This is a genomic window from Microbispora sp. CSR-4, from assembly GCF_008033685.1.
Classification (GTDB): domain Bacteria; phylum Actinomycetota; class Actinomycetes; order Streptosporangiales; family Streptosporangiaceae; genus Microbispora.
The window spans coordinates 61,590-76,836 of the sequence record NZ_VJVX01000028.1 but is presented as its reverse complement, the minus strand read 5'-3'; the positions used below and the strand labels follow the sequence as shown (position 1 = coordinate 76,836).

Sequence of the window (15,247 nt, the reverse complement as noted above, 5' to 3'; positions counted from 1 at the left end):
CGGCCTACTGGACGGGCCGCGGCCTCAGGGGGTGGGCTCGAACTCGCCGGCGTGGACACCGAGCAGGAACGCCTTCCACTCCTCAGGTGTGAAGAACAGCACCGGGCCGTCGGGGTCCTTCGAGTCCCGTACGGCGATCAACCGGCCGCTCTTGTGCTCGGGTCCGTCGCCATCGATCTCCGCCACCTCGACGCAGTCCCCGCCATTGCTTCCCGAGTAGCTCGACTTGCGCCAGCGCGCCCGGCTCAGGTCCATCTCTCCTCCACTGTCTTTCTGATGAGGTCGGTGGACATGCTCAGCGGCAACGCCTCGGTGCGGATGGATTCGAAGCACTCGATGGCTGCCGTGACGTCCTCTTGGTCGCTCGTAGTGAGGCCTCGGACGGCCGTCTCCATATAGACCAGATCGTTTCCTCCGTCCAGCGTCGCAATGGAGAACCCACCGAGCAAGCCCGAATGCATCCCATGCGGGACGACCTGAATGCTCAGCCTCGGGCCCACCATCGCCAGCAGGTGATGCAGTTGTTCGCGCATGACCAGCGGTGCCCCGATCGGCCGATGCAAAACGGCCTCGTCGATGACGCATCGGAGGATCGGAGGGTGCGGATCCTCGCGGGTGAGGATCCGCTGACGGTCCAGCCGTGCGGCCACCGCCGTCTCGTCCCCCGACAACAGCACGCGGGCGTACGCCTCTGTCTGCAGCAGGCCGGGTATGACAAGCGGCTGATAGGAGCGAAGTGTGGTGGCGACCTGTTCCTTGTCGCGCCACTTGCCGAACCAGGAGGGGGAGACCTGGCCCTTGCGCCAGTCGAGCAGGCGATAGAGCGCGCCGCCTGTGGACAGCGCCTCATCGCAGCACCGCGCGAACTCCGCGCTGGCCGGAAGCTGGCCGGTCTCGATACCGCTGATCAGCGACTCGCTGAAATGCACCTTGTGGGCCATCTGGGCCTGGGTCAGCCCCGCCGCCTGCCGGTAGTGCCGTAATTCTCTGCCCCATATCGCCTGTGGTGAGTAGATATCGACCACAATGTCCCCTTGTGTCGGAGTTCAACGAATGGACACGACCTTCAAATGTCGTTCTTGGTAACGAAATCGACACTTACAGTAGTCGTGAGCAGACAGTCCGGACGTGGATTTCGACAACGGGAGTACGCCGATGACCGAGGCAATCGCGGCCCGCACGGTGCTGGCCGAATATCGCTACACGCCCGACCGGCTCGTCCCCGTCCTCGGCGAGAAATGGCTGCCCCGCGACATCCGCTGCGTCGCCTCGGCACGGCGGTTCGTCAAGGATGTGGCCACCGACTGGAACGCGGCCGGCGACGTCCCGGAGGTCGCCGAACTCCTGGCCTCGGAACTCGTCACCAACGCGCTCGTCCACGGCACTACCGGCATCGGCGCGGCATCGGCGGCGAGCACGGTCCGGGTCACGGTCAGCCGGGAGAACGACCTGCTCGTCGTGGACGTCCACGACCCCTGCCCCGCGCTCCCCCGGCTGCGCCGTGCCGGCGCACTCGACCCGTACGGCCGGGGGCTCGCGATCGTCCAGTCATGCTCCCACCACTGGGGCTGGACCCTCACGCCGTACGGCAAGTCCGTCTGGTTCAGCTCCTCGCCTGGCCGTCGGCCGCCAGGCCGCAGAAGGCATCGATGACGCCGCCCCCGCCGCGCCGCCCGGAGTCGTGACCGGACGCCGTCACGAGGTCAGCGGGGGCGCCTTCCTGGCCGAGCCGCGATAGGTCTCGGGATCGTAGCGGCGTTCGTTCTCGTCCAGCTTGGCGTGCGCCGCCTCGGCGAGGTCGACGCCCAGCGCGTCGGCCAGCCTGACCAGATACAGCGTCACGTCCCCGAGCTCGGCGCGGACCCTGCGCAGGGCGTCCTCGCCGAGGTCGCACGACTCCTCGGCCGTCAGCCACTGGAACTCGGCGACCAGCTCCCCCGCCTCTCCGGCGAGGGCCATCGCCAGGTTCTTGGGCGTGTGGAACCTCTCCCAGTCGCGCTCGCGGACGAACTCGCGCAGCCGGGCGGCCAGGTGCTCCAGCTCACCGCTCACGTCAGCCGACCCTACTCGGCGGCCGTACGGCGCCGTGCGTGAGGCCGTCGGCCACCAGCCTGACCAGGTCCTCGCCGAGCATCGCCGCCTCCCGCAGGGCCGACCGGAAGTCGGCCAGGCGCCGGAACACCGCGCCATATCGGCGTTGCTCCTCCAACGGCAGCAGCGGCAGCTCGGCACGCCGTACGTCGACCCGATAGCGCGAGGACATGGAGGTGTAGTGGCGGACGTTCACGGACGCGCAGAGGAAACCGGCGAGAAAGTCGGGGTCGAGCACCTCGGGATCGGGCCGCAGCAGGGACAGGTGGGGGCCGAGCAGGGCGTCGCCCTTCGTCACCACCCGCGCGACCGGGGCGGCCACGACCTGCGGCACCACGACGTCGCCGGGCCGGGTGACGATCGGCCGGGCTCCGGCCTGCTCCGAGGATCCCGTCGCGGTCCGGTCCGCCAGCACGTCATCGACGGTGAGCACCGGCGCGCCCCGAAGCGGTTCGTCCCCCGGCCGGGCCGGCGTCTGCTGCTCGACCACGAGCATGCCGCGCCGCACCAGCTCGGGCAGCGGGACCAGGGCGAGCTCGTCCGCCGGCGCCGCCGCGACGGACGGCAGCAGCCGGGCGACGTTCCCCAGCAGCTCGTCGAGCCGGGATCGGGCTCCGGCGATGCGCTCCGGTGACAGGTCGTCGGCGACCGTGGACAGGTAGCGGGCGGGGGTGAGGTCCACGTCCTCGTCAAGTAGATCGACGAGCGGGACCGACCTGCTGACGCCCGGCTCGTCCAGCTCGCGACCGGCGCTGAACTCGCGCCAGGCAGCGGCGGCCACCCCGGCGTAGTCGTCCGGCCTGCCGGAGGTGTCCACCATCAGCACATGACTCGGCGTGCCGCCCTCGGGCGGCGGGCACAGGATCCACAGCGTCAGGCCGACCGCCACGTTGGGCACGGCGCCCTGCGGAAGCGCGACGACCGCGCGCAGCGCGCCGCGCCGCAGCAGCTGGGACCTGATCCGGCGGCCCGATCTGCGGGAGGCGACGGCTGGAGGCATGAGGAGCACGGCCACGCCTCTGGGCGCCAGGTGGGCGAGCGCGTGCTGCACCCAGGCCAGCTCCGGCTCCACGCGCGGCGGCAGGCCGTACTCCCAGCGGGGGTCGGCCGTCAGCTCCTCGTAACCCCAGTTGCGGTCGTTGAACGGCGGGTTGCACACCACCGCGTCCACCAGCTCGCCGGGGAAGGCGTCCGCGCGCAGGGAGTCTCCCGGCCTGATCCGCGCGGTGTCGCAGCGCAGCGCGAGCCGTACGGCGGTGAGCCGGGCGGCCACGGGATCGACGTCCTGGCCGAGCAGCCGGGCCCCCGGCGCGCGTTCGAGCGCCCGGCCGAGGATGCGGCCCGAGCCGCAGGCGGGGTCGAGCAGGGAGCGGAACCCGTCGCCCACGAGGTCGAGCGTCAGCATCACGATCTCGACGGGCGTGGAGTAGACGCGCCGGGTGTGCACCTCGAAGTAACGCTCACGCAGGAACTCGAAGGTGTCGCGGGCGCCGCGTTCGGCGGCCAGCCGGGCGATCGAGCGGACCAGCGGCACGCGGGTCACCGGAACGGTCTCCGGGAACGCCTCCGCGCTGACGGTCTCCGCGCACGCCGCGCGCACCCGGGCCGGAAGCTCCCGCGCCACCTCCTCGTCGGTCCCGGCCGAGAGCCTGGCCCAGTCGTCGGCCTCGTGCTGCACGTACACCAGGAAGGCCCCGAGGTCGGCGATCAGGTCGGCGAGGTCGTCGTCGTCGACGGTGGTGCGCAGGTCCTGCCAGAGCCATTCGTCCGGGGGGAGGTCCCTGCCCTCGGTGTGGCCGCGCAGCCACTCGCGGATCTCGGCGAGGGAGAAGGCCGGGCTGGTGGACGTGCCTCCCACGGGCTCGGGGAAGTCGTCGTGCCTGCGCCGCCAGTTGCTGACCGCCGCACGTCCCACGCCGGCCAGGCGGGCGATGTCCGCCGCGGTGACGTGTACGTCTCGCCGCACGCCGCTCCGCCCTTCCGCTGGTTCTTCGATCCGACCGGACGATATCCGATGCCCTGGACCTGGGCAACGTCGCGTCAAGGTCTGGTTGATTGTGTCAACACATGCTCTAATGGACGCCTGGAGTCGGCATGGAAGGGAGCAAGGATCGTGAGCACCCCCATCACTCGCCTCAGGTCACTGCGTCGCGGGCGCGCGATCCATCTCCTGGACATCGAGAACCTGACCGGATCTCCCCTGCCGAGCAGCCATGACGTACGGCGGGTGATGAGCACCTACCAGCGGACGGTGCCGGTCGGGCCGCTCGACCAGTTCATCGTGGCGGTCAACCACAACGCGCTCGTCCCCGTGGGGATCGTGCTGAGCGGGGTGCAGTTGCTGGCCCGTTCGGGCCCGGACGGCGCCGACCACGCCCTCGACGACGCGGCCCGTACGACCCGGGTGGACCTGCGGTTCGAGCGGGCGGTGATCGGGTCGGGCGACGGCTACTTCGCCGACCTCGCCCTCTGGCTTGCGGGCCGCGGCCTGCACGTGACCGTCGTCGCCCAGCGCACCTGCCTGAGCTGGCGGCTCTACACCGCCGTCCCCGACACCGTCACTTTCGAACTGCCCGCCGCCCAGGCCGCCTGAGATCTATCCCCGCCCGAGCGATGTGGGCAAGATGGGGTGAATGATCGACTATTTGGTGATCGGCGCCGGTTCGGCCGGATGTGTCCTGGCGAACCGGCTGTCGGAGGATCCCGCCGTCCGCGTGCTGCTCGTCGAGGCGGGCGGCGCCGACCGTCACCCGCTCTACCAGGTGCCCAAGGGGTTCGGGAAGCTCTTCGACGATCCGCGGAAGGTCTGGCACTACCGGACACAGCCGTTCGGGCCCGACGGACAGGCCGAGATCTGGCCGCGCGGCCGGGTGCTCGGCGGGTCGAGCTCCATCAACGGCATGGTGTACAACCGCGGCCACCGCGCCGACTACGACGAGCTCGTACGGCTCGGCAACCCCGGCTGGGGCTGGGACACGATCCTGCCGATCTTCCGGGCGATGGAGGACAACGCCCTGGGCGCCACGGCGACGCGCGGGGCAGGCGGGCCGCTGCACGTGTCCCCTCCGCGCGACCCCGATCCGCTCTGCGACGAGATGATCGCATCCGGCGCCGCGCTCGGCCTGACCGCGATGCCGGACATCAACGAGTCCGACGACGAACGCGTCGGCCACGCGATGGCGACCATCAAGGACGGGCGGCGGTTCAGCACGGCCCGTGCCTTCCTCCACCCCGTACGCCACCGGAGCAACCTCACCGTCGTGACCGGGACGACGGTGACCGGGCTGCTGTTCGACGGCGACAAGGTCGTCGGGGTCACCGCCCGCGACGCCGGCGGTGCCACCGTCGAATATCGGGCGGCCCGGGAGGTCGTCCTGTCGCTGGGCAGCCTGGGCACGCCGAAGCTGCTGCAGTCGTCCGGCATCGGCCCCGCGGAGGTGCTGCGGGCGGCCGGCGTGGAGGTCCGGCTGGACCGGCCGATGGTCGGCGCCCGCATGCGCGAGCACCGGTGCCTGGCGCTGAAGTTCCGGCTGAAGGACGACCTGGGCTACAACCGCATGCTGTCCACGCCGTTGCGGCAGGGCCTCACCGCGCTGCGCTACCTGATGAACCACAGGGGCCCGCTCGCCGCCCCGGCCTACGATGTGATCGCCTTCCTCAAGACCCGCCCCGAGCTGGACCGGCCGGACGCCCAGTTGCTGATGGGGCCGTGGTCGGTGGCGACCTACCGGGCGGGCGAGACGGTCACGGTCGAGCGGCAACCCGGAGTCTCGGTCGTCGCCGAGATCCTCCGCCCGACCGCGGAGGGCAGCGTGGCCATCACCTCCGGAGACCCCGCCGCGCCGCTCCACATCGAGCCCAACTACTTCGGCTCCGAGCACGACCGGCAGGTCGGCGTCGACCTGTTCCGCCGCATGCGCGAGTACTTCGCCCAGGAGCCGATCGCGGGACGGCTGGCGTCCGAGACGTTCCCCGGTCCCGGGGTCGACTCGGACGAGGAGATCATCGACGCGGCGCTCGGCGGCGGCTACTGCGGCTACCACGCGATGGGCACCTGCGCCATGGGCCCGCACGACGACGACGTGGTCGACTCGCGGCTGCGCGTGCGAGGACTCGACAACCTGCGGATCGTCGACTGCTCGGTGCTGCCCACCATGATCTCGGGCAACCTGAACGGCCCCATCATGGCGATGGCCTGGCACGCCGCCGACCTCATCCTCGGCAGGGCGTGAGCGTCTCGCCGCGACCGGCATCGTGAGTGCGGAGGGTGCTCAATCCCGCACGCTGAGAAACTCCAGGAGGATTTCGGGCGGTCTCGCCGGGGCGTTCCCAGTGAGGCAGATGGCCCACCCCGTCCAGCAATCGGATGTCGGCGTTCGAGAACACCTCGTGGACACGGCTCTCGGGCGGCATGGGGGTCACGGGGTCCTGACGGCCCCAGACGAGCTGGACGGGCAGGCCGCTCGCATCGACCCTGCGGTAAAGGTCTTCCCCCCGGTGGATCGGCAGGTTGCGGACGGCCGACAGCAGGGCGCGCTTGAAGCCCCGGTAGCGGAGCTCCGGCACGAGGCGCTCCCGCACCGAACGCCAGCGCGACGAGCGTCACCGAACGGTCCACGCCGAGGGCGTCGAATGGGAGGACGCGGTGGCGAGAAGACGGGTGATCAAGCCAGGCGAGGAGCGGCGGGCGGATCTGCTGGACGCCGCGCTGGCGGTCTTCGCCGAACGCGGCGTCGACGAGGCCACCGTCAGCGACATCACCACCCGCGCCGACGTGGCCAAAGGCACCTTCTACCTGTACTTCCCGTCGAAGGACCACCTGGTGGCGGCGCTGTGGGAGCGATACGTGAACGGCTTCCTCGACCTGGCCGGCAAGGCGCTCGCGGATCCCACCGGCGACGCCGCAGGCGCGTTGACCGCCCTCTTGGAACGGCTGATCGACCACGCCGTGGCGCACGCCGACCTGCACCGCATCGTGTACGGCTCCGCCGACGCCCGGGCTCTCGCCCTCTGCCGGGAGATCGACCAGAGGGTGGTCGAGGTGATCGCCGAGGCGATCCGGCGCGGTGTGGACGCGGGCGCCCTGCGGCCCTGCGACCCGGCGGCCTTCGCGAACGTGGTCTACCACGGCGCGCACGGCATGCTTCACGAGGCGCTGGCCGGCGGCGCGCCGTACGGCCGCGACGAGGTGGTCGCGACCGCACGTCGGATCGTCGTCGACGTGCTCGCTCCGCGCCCCTGAGCTACACCTCCAGGACAGCCAGGGAGCGGGCGGGGAGGTCGAGGACGTGACCGGTCAGGCGGGCGGAGTCGTCGGAGGCGAGCAGGAGCCGTGACGCGGCCAGCCGTACGGGCACCGGGCCTTCGGCGAAGTTGGCGGCGATCCGCAGTGAGCCGCGTTCGATCACCACGACGCGCCGGTCCTCGTCCACCTCGACCCGCACCCGGTCGAGGCGGGGATCGGTGAGGTCGGGACGCGACTTGCGGAGCGCGATCAGATCGCGATACCAGCCCAGCAGCGCGGCGTGCTCGCCCTTGGCCGGCTCATCCCAGTCGAGCTTGGAGCTCAGGAATGTCGTCTCGTCGCCCGGCTCGGGAGCCTTCCAGTCGTAGCCGAAGCCCTCGAACTCCCTCCTGCGCCGTTCGCCCTCGCCCGCCGCCAGGTGCGGCTCGAAGTGGTCGGTGAAGAAGTAGAACGGCGTGGTCGCCCCCCACTCCTCGCCCATGAACAGCATCGGGGTGAACGGCGAGGTCAGCAGCAGCCCGGAGGCGAGGCGGAGCTGGTCGGGCCGCATGCGGTCGCCCTCGGGCCGGTTGCCGATCTGGTCGTGGTTCTGCGCGCAGCAGACGAACCGGTGGCCGGGCACCCCGGTCGCGGGCCTGCCGTGCGAACGGCCGCGGAACGACGAGTAGGTGCCGTCGTGGAAATAGCCGGACGTCAGCACCTTGGCCAGGGACGACAGGGTGGCGAAGTCGCCGTAGTAGGCGTTGCTCTCCCCCGTGACGTTCGCGTGGATGGCGTGGTGGACGTCGTCGTTCCAGGCCGCGTGCATGCCGAGGCCGCCGGCCTCGCGCGGGGTGACCATGCGGGGGTCGTTGAGGTCCGACTCGGCGATGAGCGTCAGCGGACGGCCCACGGCGGCAGACAGCGCGTCGACCTCGGCCGACAGCTCCTCCAGGAAGTGGACGGCGCGCTTGTCGTGCAGGGCGTGCACGGCGTCGAGGCGCAGCCCGTCGACGTGGTAGTCGCGCAGCCACTGCAGGGCGTTCTCGATGAAGTAGCGGCGCACCTCGTCCGAGCCGGGCCCGTCGAGGTTGACCGCGTCGCCCCAGTAGGACCCCTTCGCGTCGTGGAAGTAGGGCCCGAACCTGGCCAGGTAGTTGCCGGACGGCCCGAGGTGGTTGTAGACGACGTCGAGGATCACGCCGATACCGGCCCGGTGGCAGGCGTCCACCAGGCTCTTCAGCCCGTCGGGCCCGCCGTACTCCTCGAAGACCGCGTAGAGGTCCACGCCGTCGTAGCCCCAGTTGCGCCTCCCCGGCACCGGCGGCACCGGCATGATCTCGACGAAGTCGACGCCGAGACCGGCCAGGTGATCGAGCCGGTCGGCCACCCCCTGGAAGGTGCCCTCGGGCGAGAACGTGCCGACGTGCAGCTCGTAGATCACCCCGCCGCGCAGGTCGCGTCCGTGCCAGCTCTGGTCGGTCCAGGCGAACCTGTCGTGGTGGTAGACGCGGCTCGGACCGTTCACCCCGTACGGCTGCCGCCGCGTGCGGGGGTCGGGGAACGGCCCGTCGCCGTCCACCCAGAAGGTGTAGTCGAGGTCGTGCTCGTCGCCGGGGGCGGTCCACCGGCCGCCCTCGCTTCGCGCCATCGGGTGCCGGGCACCCCCGTGCTCGACCTCGACCCGCGCCGCCGCCGGCGCCCACACCTCGAACATGCGTCGTCTCCCCCCGCTGATCAGGCTTCGAGAATCGCGACCGGACAGGCCGACAGCAGGGCGGCCATCCGCACCTCGCCGGCGTGCTCGGCGCCGGTGAGCAGGTCGCGCCAGCGCCCCGGCGGCAGCGTGATCGTCTCACTCCCCCAGCCGCCCTTGCGCTCCAGCCCGACCGGCAGCCGGGTCGCGACCACGACGGCGGCCGTCCCTTGCCCGGGAACGCCGCGCGTGAACGCCACCGCGTGCTCCCCCGCCTCGATCGGCGCGTACGGCGCCTCGGGGTCGAGCCGCCGCCGCAGCCGGAGGGCGGCGGCGGTGACGCGGATCTTCTGACCGTCCCAGCTGTCGTCGGGCTCGGCGAGCAGCCGGCGGCGGCGTTCGAAGTCCACCGGCCGCCGGTTGTCCGGATCGACCAGCGAGAAGTCGGTGATCTCGTTGCCCTGGTAGACGTCTGGTATGCCCGGCATGAGGAGCTGGACGGCCTTCTGCCCCAGCGAGTTGACCCGCGCGTAGCGGTCCACGATCTCGGTGAACGCGGCGACCGAGTAGCCGCAGGCGTCGATGGCCCGCCGGGCGAAGTCCCTGACGCCCTCCTCGTACGCCAGGTCGGGGTTCAGCCAGGAGATCGACGTCTTGGCCTCGCGTGCCGCCTTGAGCAGATAGTCGGTGAAGCGGTCGAGCCGGATCGGCCAGGCCGCCATCAGCGACTGCCAGGCGAGGTAGTCGAGCCGGGGATCGAACGACACGGCCGCGGCCCAGGAGTCGACGGCCGCCGTCCACTCCTCGGGCAGCTCCGACAGCACGGCCAGGCGGGCGCGCACGTCCTCCGACCGCTTGGTGTCGTGGGTGGACAGCGTGGTCATGGTGCGCGGCGGCAGGCCGGCGCAGAACGCGTGGAACTCGGCGGGCGACACCCCGAACCTGTCCGGTTCCCCGCCGACCTCGTTGAGGCAGGCCAGCGGATACCACCGATAGAGCGCGGTGTCCTCCACGCCCTTGGCCATCACCGGCCCGCAGGTCTGCTGGAAGCGGGTGACCGCCTCCGGCGGGCCGTACAGGACCAGGTCGGCGACCTTGGCCACCGCGGCGGGGTCGGTCCTGGTGGCCGCCACCCCGGCCGCCTCCCGGATGATCGCCTCCGACTCGGCGGACGGCTGCTCGCCCGGGTTCACGTACGCCCGGTAGACGGGCATCGCGGCCAGCAGCTCCACGACTGCCTCGCGCAGCGCCGGATCGCCGAGATCACCGGTCAGCCGGTCGATCTCGCCGGAGAAGAACAGGTCGATCACGTGCTTCTTGGAGTCGTGACGCACGGTCTCGTAGTCGTCGCGCACACCGGTGTGACGGCCGAACGTCTCGACCAGCGCGTCGCGGCCGGCCGGGTCGACGAACAGCCGGGTGACCATGTTGAGCGCGTTATATCCGGTGGTGCCGTCGCACGGCCAGTCGGCGGGCAGCCGTTCGCCGTCGATGAGGATCTTCTCCACCCACAGCGGCCCGGGCACGTGGGGGCGCAGCCGCCGCAGGTAGCCGCGGGGGTCGGCCAGGCCGTCGGGGTGGTCGACGCGCAGTCCGTGGATCAGTCCCTCCTCGATGAGGCGGAAGGTGACGGCGTGGGTGGCCTCGAAGACCTCGGGGTCCTCCACGCGCAGGCCCATCAGCGACGACACGTCGAAGAACCGCCGATAACCGGGGCTTTCCCGCCAGTGGGCCAGCCGGTAGTGCTGGGCCTCCAGCAGTTCCGGCAGCGGCAGGTGCCCGGTGCCGGGCCTGATCGGGAACGCGTGGTCGTGATAACGCAGCACGTCGCCGTCCACGCGCAGCGCCTCGCTCGCGTCGTCGCCGAGCAGCGGCAGGGTGACCGGCCATTGGAAGTCGAACCACCGGGCGGCCGGCGATCCCGGCCCGTCGCGCAGCGCCGCCCATAGCTGGGCGTTGTCCGACTCGGGCACCGGGACGGTCATGTGGTTGGGCACGATGTCGGAGATCAGCGGCATGCCCTCGGCCGCCAGCGCCCGCAGGCCCTCCTCGCCGCCGAACTCCTCGCGTACGCGGCTGTGGTCGGTCACGTCGTAGCCGTGCTGCGACTCCCGGCACGACTGGAGGATCGGCGACAGATAAAGGTGGCCCACCCCCAGGTCACGGAGATATCCGACGAGACTCGCGGCCTGGGCGAATCCGAAGCCGGGCGTCAGCTGCACCCGATAGGTAGAAGTCACCGAACCGCCTTTCACCGCGCGTTTCCGGAGGTCGTGTTCATAGTGCACGGCACGGGCGCGCCCCTGCCACCACCGCCCGGACAGGAGGAGCACCGTGCAGGAGAAGCACCGTGCAGGAGAAGCACCGTGCAGGAGGAGCGCACGAGCCGCTCCCCTCCTGCCCGGTGTCGCGCCGGCCGACGGCCGAAGCGCACTCTATTCGGGCATCGGTGCTGGTCAGGACCCCAGCCCCGGCCGGACCCTGCGCAGCACCCGCACCGACCGGCCGCTCACCGGCACGGCCTCGCCCGCCCGGCACACGCGCGACTCGCGCATCACCGGCATCGCGGTGTCCAGGTCGGTGGCCCACAGCTCGCCGTAGTCGTCCGGGATCGTGAACTTGATCACCTCGTGGTGGGCGTTGAACAGCAGCAGGAACGAGTCGTCGCTGATCCGCCGGCCGCGCCGGTCGGGCTCGGTGATGGCGTCGCCGTTCAGGAACACCGCCAGCGCCTTGGCGTAGCCGTTGGTCCAGTCGGCGTCGGTCATCTCCGTGCCGGACGGCGTGAGCCAGGCGATGTCGCTCAGCTCGTCGTGCGATCCGCGTACGGGCCGGCCGTAGAAGAAGCGGCGGCGGCGGAAGACCGGGTGGTCGCGGCGCAGCCGGGCCAGGCGCCGGGTGAAGTCGAGGAGCTGGCGCTTCTCCCTGGTGCCCGCGTCGGCCCGCGCATTGGCGTCCAGGATCGCGCCCCAGTCGACCCAGCTGATCTCGTTGTCCTGGCAGTAGGAGTTGTTGTTGCCCTGCTGGGTGCGGCCGATCTCGTCGCCGTGCGACAGCAGCGGCACGCCCTGCGACAGGAACAGCGTGGCCAGGAAGTTGCGCTTCTGCCGTTCGCGGAGCTGGGCGACCGGGCCGGTGGCCGGGCCCTCCACCCCGCAGTTCCAGGCGCGGTTGTCGTCGGCGCCGTCGCGGTTGTCCTCGCCGTTGGCCTCGTTGTGCTTGTCGTTGTACGACACGAGGTCCTGGAGCGTGAACCCGTCGTGACAGGTGACGAAGTTGATCGACGCGGCCGGGCGGCGGCTGTCGTCCTGGTAGAGGTCGCTCGACCCGGTGAGACGGCTGGCGAACTCCGGCAGCGCGGCGGGCTCGCCCCGCCACAGGTCGCGGATCGTGTCGCGATAGCGGCCGTTCCACTCGGTCCAGCGGGCCGGGAAGTTGCCGACCTGGTAGCCGCCGGGGCCGACGTCCCACGGCTCGGCGATGAGCTTGACCTGCGACAGCACCGGGTCCTGCTGCACGAGGTCGAAGAACGCGCTCAGCCGGTCGACCTCGTGCAGCTCGCGGGCGAGGGAGGCCGCGAGGTCGAAGCGGAAGCCGTCCACGTGCATGTCGCGGACCCAGTAACGCAGCGAGTCCATGATCAACTGCAGCGCGTGGGGGCTGCGCATCAGCAGGCTGTTGCCGGTGCCGGTGGTGTCCATGTAGTAGCGCCGGTCGTCCTCGACCAGGCGGTAGTAGTTGGCGTTGTCGATGCCCCGCATCGACAGGGTCGGGCCCAGGTGGTTGCCCTCCGCCGTGTGGTTGTAGACGACGTCGAGGATCACCTCGATGCCCGCCTCGTGCAGGGCCTTCACCATCGCCTTGAACTCCAGCACCTGCCCGCCGCGCTGCCCCGAGCTGGAGTACGCGTTGTGCGGCGCGAAGAACCCGATCGTGTTGTAGCCCCAGTAGTTGGACAGCCCGCGCTTCTCCAGCATGTGGTCGGTCACGAACTGGTGCACCGGCATGAGCTCGATCGCGGTGACGCCGAGCGAGGTGAGGTGGTCGATGATCTCGGGGTGGCCCAGGGCGGCGTACGTGCCCCGGATCCGCTCGGGGATCTTCGGGTGGCTGATCGTCAGGCCGCGCACGTGCGCCTCGTAGATCACCGTGTCGTGGTACGGCGTGGCAGGCGGCCGGTCGTGTCCCCAGCCGAAGAAGGGGTTGACGACGATCGACCTCGGCACGTAGGGCGCCGAGTCGCTGTCGTCCCGGCTGTCCGGCTCGCCGAAGCGGTATCCGTAGACCGCCTGGTCCCATTGCACCGAGCCCTCCACCGCCTTGGCGTACGGGTCGAGCAGCAGCTTGCCGGGGTTGCAGCGCAGGCCGTCGGCGGGCGAGTAGGGCCCGTGGACGCGGTAGCCGTACCGCTGGCCCGGCCCCACACCGGGCAGGTAGCAGTGCCAGACGAAGCCGTCCACCTCGCTCAGCGTGACGCGTTCCTCGTTGCCGTCGTCGTCGAAAAGGCACAGCTCGACGCGCTCGGCCACCTCGGAGAAGAGCGAGAAGTTGGTGCCCGCGCCGTCGTACGTCGCCCCGAGCGGATAGGAATCCCCCGGCCAGATCTCCCTCACTGGACCTCCTCGCCCTCCGGCTCGGCGGTCGCGCCGGGAAGGTCCCGGAGCCCACCGGCTCTATGGTCGCGCCCGCGCACGGCCCGGCCGGTCCCGGACACCCCGCGCGCGGGATCGTGGTGCTGAATGTCGTTCACAAGACATCGTGCCTGCCCGGAAATGGCTTCGACAGTCTCGCCACGTTAACTGCGTGTATGGCAACGGGTTGAACCGCCCATCGGCGAGCAAACCACCGGTGACGTGCACCGACGCCCGGTCAGCGTCGTTCGTGGCGCAGGCGGGCCGCGACGACGTCGGGCATGCGCTCCTCCGCCCAGGCGATGAGGGGAAGCAGGCGCTCGGCGGCCTCGCGCCCGAGCGGGGTGATGCTGTATTCGACCCGGGGCGGGATCGTGTGCTCGGCCTCGCGCAGCACCATGCCGTCGCGTTCGAGTGCCTGGAGGGTCTGGGACAGCATCTTCTCGCTCACCCCGTCGACGCGGCGGCGCAGCGCGTTGAATCGGTAGGGCGCCTCGTACAGGGCCGCCAGCGCCAGGATCGCCCACCGGCCGGTGATCGTCTCCAGCACCGAGCGCGATGTGCATTTCCGCGAGAAGACATCGGCGACGAAGTCCTCGAACTCCTCCATGTCCGCCAGCTTACGCTCCCATAGTGCTTTCTGATAGAAAGCACTAACCAAGGGAAAGTGCCGTGGAGGGAGAAACCATGATCGTCGTGACCGGAGCTTCCGGACACCTCGGCCGTCTGGTCGTCGAGGAGCTCGCCGGGCGCGTGCCCGCCGAGCGGATCGTCGCGGCGGTACGCAGCCCGGAGAAGGTGGCCGACCTGGCCGAGCGCGGCGTCCAGGTGCGCGAGGCCGACTACGACCGCCCCGACACGCTCGGACCGGCGTTCGAGGGCGCCACCAAGGTCCTGCTCATCTCCGGCAGCGAGGTCGGCCGGCGCGTCGGCCAGCACAAGGCCGTGGTGGACGCCGCCAAGGCCGCCGGTGTGGAGCTGCTCGCCTACACCAGCATCGTGCACGCCGACACCACCCCGCTGGGGCTCGCGCCCGAGCACAAGGCGACCGAGGAGTACATCCGCGCGAGCGGGGTGCCCTTCGCGTTCCTGCGCAACGGCTGGTATCACGAGAACTACGTCGCGACGGCCCGGCAGGCCGTGCAGAGCGGCGTCATCGCGGGCAGCGCGCGCGACGGCCGCGTCGCCTCGGCGGCACGCGCCGACTACGCCGCCGCCGCGGCGGCCGTCCTGACCGGTGAAGGCCACCGCAGCGCGGTGTACGAACTGACGGGCGACGTCGCCTGGAGCCTGCCCGAGCTGGCCGCCCTGGTCTCCGAGCTGTCCGGCGCGCCGGTCGAATATCGGGACCTGCCCGTCGCGGAGTACGCCAAGGTCCTGGAGTCGTACGGCCTGCCCGAGCCGGTCGCGGCGATGTTCGCCCAGACCGACGCCGGCATCGCCGACGGCTGGCTCGGCGCCCCCCCCGGCGACCTGTCCCGCCTCATCGAAAGGCCGACCACGCCGCTGCGCGACACCCTCGCGGAGGCCCTGAAGAACGGCTGATCACCCGCCCGGCTTCTCTCCGGTTGCGGTCCTCCGAATTCACCTCACGGCAGGAGGAGT

Annotated in this window: 15 protein-coding genes; 5 read left to right on the top strand and 10 right to left on the bottom strand. The window is 70.9% G+C overall.

What is annotated here, in order from left to right; translation table 11 throughout:
* Window positions 1-24: 24 nt before the first annotated feature.
* Both FLV34_RS21275 and FLV34_RS21270 read right to left on the bottom strand, forming a co-directional pair.
* On the bottom strand, window positions 25-255 hold the full coding sequence (locus tag FLV34_RS21275; protein WP_142647193.1) for a DUF397 domain-containing protein: 231 nt from the start codon (window positions 253-255) through the stop codon (window positions 25-27).
* Window positions 246-1,025, bottom strand: a complete 780-nt coding sequence (locus FLV34_RS21270) for a helix-turn-helix transcriptional regulator (RefSeq protein ID WP_222709574.1) — start codon at window positions 1,023-1,025, stop codon at window positions 246-248. Before FLV34_RS21270 ends, FLV34_RS21275 begins: the two co-directional genes overlap by 10 nt.
* A 130-nt stretch (window positions 1,026-1,155) precedes the next feature.
* Between FLV34_RS21270 and FLV34_RS21265 the strand changes: the two genes are divergently transcribed.
* Window positions 1,156-1,653, top strand: a complete 498-nt coding sequence (locus FLV34_RS21265) for an anti-sigma regulatory factor (RefSeq protein WP_147943868.1) — start codon at window positions 1,156-1,158, stop codon at window positions 1,651-1,653.
* Between the two features lie 42 nt (window positions 1,654-1,695).
* Here the strand turns inward: FLV34_RS21265 and FLV34_RS21260 are convergent, their stop codons facing one another.
* Window positions 1,696-2,052, bottom strand: coding sequence for a nucleotide pyrophosphohydrolase (locus FLV34_RS21260; RefSeq protein ID WP_221889901.1), 357 nt, complete (start codon window positions 2,050-2,052; stop codon window positions 1,696-1,698).
* A 1-nt stretch (window position 2,053) separates the two neighbouring features.
* Complete coding sequence (locus tag FLV34_RS21255; RefSeq protein WP_147943867.1) at window positions 2,054-4,057, bottom strand: N-6 DNA methylase; 2,004 nt, start codon at window positions 4,055-4,057, stop codon at window positions 2,054-2,056.
* Window positions 4,058-4,204: 147 nt separating this feature from the next.
* On the opposite strand from FLV34_RS21255, the gene FLV34_RS21250 reads away from it, so the two are divergent.
* Window positions 4,205-4,684, top strand: a complete 480-nt coding sequence (locus FLV34_RS21250) for an NYN domain-containing protein (protein ID WP_142647197.1) — start codon at window positions 4,205-4,207, stop codon at window positions 4,682-4,684.
* A 40-nt stretch (window positions 4,685-4,724) separates the two neighbouring features.
* Window positions 4,725-6,323 carry a GMC family oxidoreductase gene (locus FLV34_RS21245; RefSeq protein WP_142647198.1) on the top strand — a complete coding sequence of 533 codons (1,599 nt, stop codon included), beginning with the start codon at window positions 4,725-4,727 and terminating at the stop codon, window positions 6,321-6,323.
* On the opposite strand, the gene FLV34_RS21240 is transcribed toward FLV34_RS21245, so the two are convergent.
* On the bottom strand, window positions 6,304-6,657 hold the full coding sequence (locus FLV34_RS21240; RefSeq protein ID WP_147943866.1) for an alpha/beta fold hydrolase: 354 nt from the start codon (window positions 6,655-6,657) through the stop codon (window positions 6,304-6,306). The genes FLV34_RS21245 and FLV34_RS21240 overlap by 20 nt on opposite strands.
* Before the next feature lie 79 nt (window positions 6,658-6,736).
* On the opposite strand from FLV34_RS21240, the gene FLV34_RS21235 reads away from it, so the two are divergent.
* Window positions 6,737-7,333, top strand: coding sequence for a TetR/AcrR family transcriptional regulator (locus tag FLV34_RS21235; protein WP_147943865.1), 597 nt, complete (start codon window positions 6,737-6,739; stop codon window positions 7,331-7,333).
* 1 nt (window position 7,334) lies between these two features.
* Here FLV34_RS21235 and treZ read toward each other — a convergent pair whose 3' ends face one another.
* From treZ to FLV34_RS21215, 5 genes are all read right to left on the bottom strand, one after another.
* Entirely contained in the window at window positions 7,335-9,032 is a 1,698-nt protein-coding gene (treZ, locus tag FLV34_RS21230) for a malto-oligosyltrehalose trehalohydrolase (RefSeq protein WP_147943864.1), read from the bottom strand.
* A 20-nt stretch (window positions 9,033-9,052) separates the two neighbouring features.
* Window positions 9,053-11,251: a malto-oligosyltrehalose synthase gene (gene treY, locus FLV34_RS21225; RefSeq protein ID WP_261985856.1), complete on the bottom strand. Its 2,199-nt coding sequence runs from the start codon at window positions 11,249-11,251 to the stop codon at window positions 9,053-9,055.
* A 216-nt stretch (window positions 11,252-11,467) separates the two neighbouring features.
* The gene (gene glgX / locus FLV34_RS21220; RefSeq protein WP_142647203.1) at window positions 11,468-13,624 is read right to left on the bottom strand and encodes a glycogen debranching protein GlgX; all 2,157 of its coding nucleotides are present in this window, start codon (window positions 13,622-13,624) and stop codon (window positions 11,468-11,470) included.
* Entirely contained in the window at window positions 13,621-13,761 is a 141-nt protein-coding gene (locus tag FLV34_RS40610; protein ID WP_168065842.1) for a hypothetical protein, read from the bottom strand. Before FLV34_RS40610 ends, glgX begins: the two co-directional genes overlap by 4 nt.
* Before the next feature lie 119 nt (window positions 13,762-13,880).
* Window positions 13,881-14,252, bottom strand: coding sequence for a helix-turn-helix domain-containing protein (locus FLV34_RS21215; protein ID WP_142647204.1), 372 nt, complete (start codon window positions 14,250-14,252; stop codon window positions 13,881-13,883).
* 77 nt (window positions 14,253-14,329) lie between these two features.
* Between FLV34_RS21215 and FLV34_RS21210 the strand changes: the two genes are divergently transcribed.
* Complete coding sequence (locus FLV34_RS21210; protein ID WP_147943862.1) at window positions 14,330-15,187, top strand: SDR family oxidoreductase; 858 nt, start codon at window positions 14,330-14,332, stop codon at window positions 15,185-15,187.
* Window positions 15,188-15,247 lie beyond the last annotated feature (60 nt).

Coding starts and splice junctions, on each gene's coding strand:
- FLV34_RS21275 (WP_142647193.1), bottom strand. CDS start 255: ATGGACCTGAGCCGGGCGCGCTGGCGCAAGTCGAGCTACTCGGGAAGC.
- FLV34_RS21265 (WP_147943868.1), top strand. CDS start 1,156: ATGACCGAGGCAATCGCGGCCCGCACGGTGCTGGCCGAATATCGCTAC.
- FLV34_RS21245 (WP_142647198.1), top strand. CDS start 4,725: ATGATCGACTATTTGGTGATCGGCGCCGGTTCGGCCGGATGTGTCCTG.
- treZ (WP_147943864.1), bottom strand. CDS start 9,032: ATGTTCGAGGTGTGGGCGCCGGCGGCGGCGCGGGTCGAGGTCGAGCAC.
- FLV34_RS21215 (WP_142647204.1), bottom strand. CDS start 14,252: ATGGAGGAGTTCGAGGACTTCGTCGCCGATGTCTTCTCGCGGAAATGC.
- FLV34_RS21210 (WP_147943862.1), top strand. CDS start 14,330: ATGATCGTCGTGACCGGAGCTTCCGGACACCTCGGCCGTCTGGTCGTC.